The sequence below is a fragment of the Devosia sp. genome (assembly GCF_040509215.1).
Taxonomy (GTDB): domain Bacteria; phylum Pseudomonadota; class Alphaproteobacteria; order Rhizobiales; family Devosiaceae; genus Devosia.
Map to the genome: position 1 here is coordinate 1 of NZ_JBEVLL010000011.1, position 3,912 is coordinate 3,912.

The 3,912-nt window shown below is 62.1% G+C and carries 4 protein-coding genes; 3 read left to right on the plus strand and 1 reads right to left on the minus strand.

The window, feature by feature from the left end:
- Nucleotides 1-614, plus strand: a 614-nt coding sequence (locus ABW043_RS00490; protein ID WP_353919287.1) for an alpha/beta hydrolase family protein, incomplete at its 5' end; no start/stop codon positions are given.
- Between the two features lie 147 nt (nucleotides 615-761).
- On the opposite strand, the gene ABW043_RS00495 is transcribed toward ABW043_RS00490, so the two are convergent.
- Nucleotides 762-1,787 carry a LacI family DNA-binding transcriptional regulator gene (locus tag ABW043_RS00495; RefSeq protein ID WP_353919288.1) on the minus strand — a complete coding sequence of 342 codons (1,026 nt, stop codon included), beginning with the start codon at nucleotides 1,785-1,787 and terminating at the stop codon, nucleotides 762-764.
- A gap of 237 nt (nucleotides 1,788-2,024) precedes the next feature.
- Between ABW043_RS00495 and ABW043_RS00500 the strand changes: the two genes are divergently transcribed.
- Together ABW043_RS00500 and ABW043_RS00505 are read left to right on the plus strand one after the other, a co-directional pair.
- Entirely contained in the window at nucleotides 2,025-3,059 is a 1,035-nt protein-coding gene (locus ABW043_RS00500; protein ID WP_353919289.1) for a Gfo/Idh/MocA family protein, read from the plus strand.
- Nucleotides 3,060-3,071: 12 nt separating this feature from the next.
- Nucleotides 3,072-3,912, plus strand: an 841-nt coding sequence (locus tag ABW043_RS00505) for a sugar phosphate isomerase/epimerase family protein (RefSeq protein WP_353919290.1), incomplete at its 3' end; no start/stop codon positions are given.

Genomic DNA, 3,912 nt, shown 5'->3' on the forward strand with positions numbered 1-3,912 from the left:
TGGGGCCTGTGTTTGCGCGGGCAGGCTATGTGACGCTCTGCATCGACATGCCGATCTTTGGCGAGCGAGCGACGGTCAGCGAGAGCTTTGCGGCAAAGGCGCTGCTTTGGCATGGCAAGTCGCTGTTTGGGCAGATGCTGTCGGATCATGCGGCGGCGCTGACCTATTTGGAGAGCCGTGATGACGTCGATCCCACGCGGATTGGGGCGTTTGGGCTCTCGATGGGTTGCGTGCTGAGCTACTGGCTGGCGGCGCTGGATGACCGGATCGCGGCGGTGGCGCATCTCTGCTGCTTTGCTGATTTCAGGACGATGATCGAATTGGGCGCGCATGATGGGCATGGGATTTATCTGACCGTGCCGGGGCTGTTGCGCGAGGCAGATGGCGGGACGATTGCGGGGCTGATTGCGCCAAGGCCGCAATTGATTTGCGTGGGAGAGGCGGATCACTTGAGCCCGCCGCTGGCAGTGGAGCGGGCTTGGTCGGAACTGGTGCCGGCCTATGCCGGGGCACCGGGGAAGCTTGAGAAGGTCAGCGAGCCGGGGATTGGGCACCAGGAAACGCCAAGGATGCGGGAGGCGGTGTTGGCGTTTTTTGGGAAGTGGTTGGGGTAGTCATCGATCGTCACCCTCGGGCTTGACCCGAGGGCTTTGTGTTTACGCTGGCATGGTCAAGTGAAGTGTCCTCGGGTCAAGCCCGAGGATGACGGCCGGTGGGTCGTGAGAGTTCGTTGCTAACTATCGTGGCGGAGGGGACGGGATTCAAATCCCGTCACTTTCCCCCGGAACCAGTTCCATCGGCCAGACCCTCTGCACCGTCCCTAGCGGATAGGCGTCGGCGTATGTCGGCATGCTTGCCAGTAGCGATTCCCCCAGTGCGATGCCGAGGTCTCTCAGCGACAGCCGGAAGCAGGTGAGGCGGGGGGACATGAAGCGGGAGACGGGGTTTTCGCGGAAGCCGATGATGGCGAGGTCGCGGCCGGCTTGCAGGCCCGCTTCGGCCAGTTGACGATAGAGGCCGAGGGCCAGCAGCTCGTAGTTGAGGATGATGGCCGTGGGACGGTTTTCCATGGCGAGAATGTCGTGGCCCAGTTGATAGCCGCCCAGTTCGGACGAAGGGACGCGCATCACGAGCGATGGATCGTAGGGCAGGCCGTGGCGCTTCAGCGCGGCCTTGTAACCATCGAGGAAGACGAAGCCGAGATTGATGTCATTGCTGGGGACCGCGGCGGCGATGCGGCTGTGGCCGGCTGAGACGAGGCGGTCGATGCCGCGGCGGGCGACGCCGTCGAAATCGAGGTCGATCCAGGGATAGTCGCCCGGTGTCTGGGAACGGCCGAGGGCGATGAAGGGAATGCGCGCCTTGCTGAGAAGGTCGATACGCGGGTCCTTGCGATGTGTGGCCGAGATGATGAGGCCATCGACGAGGCGCCGGCCGATCATGCGCTGGAGATAGGCCGTCGGGTTTTCGTCGGTCGGACAGGGCAGGGCCACGAGGTCGAGATGGTGCCGGGCGAGGACCGATTGCACGCCATCGAAGACGCCCATGAAGAAGGTGTCGCTGTTGCCGTTGATATCGGCGCCCAGCTCGATCATGAACCCGATGGCATTGGTACTGCCCTGGCGCAGGCTGCGGCCGGCCTGATTGGGCACGTAACCCATCGCCGTTGCGGCTTCGAGGACGCGTTGGCGTGTTTCATCGCTGACATCGGCGCGGCCGTTGAGGGCGCGGGAAACCGTGCCAATCGAGATGTTCAGCTCCTGCGCCAGGCGCCTGATGCCCTTCATGTTCCCCCCGGTGTTCCCACCTTTGCGCGCAGTATGTCGCTGAAACTGCGAGCGATCTCAAGGTCTTCCGTCGCCGCGTTTCAACGCTAGCCGATCTAGCGAGACGTGCACCAAAAACGTTTACGGAGATGTCTTGACATGGATTTCCTCTCAATTGTAGCGTCGTAAACGTTTACGGAAGCGCGCCGCCGATCTGCACTCAGACAGAAGCGGGGCGTTCCAGGGAGGATTTCCAGCGTGCAGTTTACGGCCGTTCTCGCGGGTTGCGGAGCCATGTCCAAAGGGTGGCTCGGTGCATTGACCGAACATCCCTTGCTCAAGGGCAGGGTGAAGGTTGTCGGGCTTGTCGATCTCGACCCCAAGGTGGCCGAAGCGCGTGCGGCGGAGTTTGCGCTCGGCGATGTGGTGATCGGGAGCGATCTCGATGCCGTTCTCTCCCAGACCAAGCCCGATCTGCTGTTTGACGTCGTGGTACCCAATGCGCGGCCGGGGCTGGTGGCGACGGGGCTTTCCCATGGCTGCCACGTGCTGACGGAAAAGCCGATGGCGCCGACGCTGGAGAGCGCGCGGGTCATGGTGGAGGAGGCCAAGGCAGCCGGGCGGGTTCATGCCGTGGTGCAGAACCGGCGCTATGTGCCGGGCATCAGGCGCATCCGGCAGCTGATCGAGAGCGGGGCGCTGGGGCAGCTCACGTCCATCAATTGCGATTTCTTCGTTGGAGCGCATTTCGGCGGCTTCCGCGAGCAGATGGAAAACGTGTTGCTGCTCGACATGGCGATCCATACGCTCGATGCGGCGCGCTTCATGGCCGGGACGGCGCCCAAGGCGGTCTATTGCCTTGAGGTCAATCCGCCGGGCTCTTGGTATGCCCATGGCGCGGCGGCAAATGCGATCTTCGAATTCGAGGACGATATCGTCTTCAACTATCGCGGTAGCTGGAGCGCCGAGGGCGCCAACACAAGCTGGGAGGCTTCCTGGCGGATCGTGGGCACCAAGGGCACGCTGCTCTGGGATGGCTACGACAAGTTTGAGGCCCATCAGGTGGCGGGGACGGAAGGGTTTTTCCGACCGCTGGAGCCGCTCGATATTCCCGACATGCCGGACGCGTCCAAGACCGAGGGGCATGCCAGCGTCATCGCTGACTTCCTCGGTGCCATCGAAGGCGGGGGAGCTCCGGAGACGGTCGGCAGCGACAACATACGCAGCCTCGCCATGGTCTTCGCGGCCATCGAGAGCGCCAAGCTCAAGCAACGTGTTTCCATTTCTGTCTAGGATTTCTTACCTGTGACCAATCCCGCCAAATCCATCCGCATCGGCACCATGATCCAGTCCACCGAGGGCAAGGCGCCGGAGAATATCGCTAAAATAGCTGATCTCGGTTTTGAGAGCTTTGAGCCGTTCTTCTGGCAGACGACCAATGGGCAGGACCTGGCGGAACTCGGGAAGCGCTGCCGTGAGGCAATCGGGGATCGTGACATCACGATCTCGACCATCGGCATGTTCGGCAATCCACTGGAGACGCAGGAAAAAGACCTGCTTACGCTCGAAGGCTGGAAGCAGTGCATCGACAATGCGCACCATTTTGGCGCGACCTGCGTCGCTGGTTTCACCGGGCGCATTCGTAACCAGGTTCTTACGGATAGCCTGCCGCGCTACAAGGAAGTGTGGAGCGAACTGGCGAAGCGCGCGGCGGACAAGGGCGTCAAGATTGCCTTTGAGAATTGCGCGATGGACGGGAACTGGGCGAGCGGCGACTGGAACATTGCGCACAATCCCGACGCCTGGGAGCTAATGTTCAACGAGACGCCGGACGACAATATCGGGCTCGAATGGGAGCCGTGCCATCAGATGGTCTATCTGATCGAGCCTATCCCGCAGATCCGCAAATGGGCGCATAAATTCTTCCATGTGCACGGCAAGGACGCGACGATCCGCTGGGACGTGATCCGCGAGCATGGCGTGTTCGGCAAGGTACCGTTCGTGTTCATGCGCACGCCGGGCTTTGGCGACACCAACTGGACCGACGTGATCTCGGAACTGCGGTTGGCCGGATATCAGGGCTCGATCGATATCGAGGGCTGGCACGACCCGGTCTATCGCGGCGATCTCGAGATCACCGGGCAGG

What these genes read in the sequence shown, in the direction of transcription:
- ABW043_RS00495 (WP_353919288.1), bottom strand. Translation starts at nt 1,787, where the DNA reads ATGAAGGGCATCAGGCGCCTGGCGCAGGAGCTGAACATCTCGATTGGC.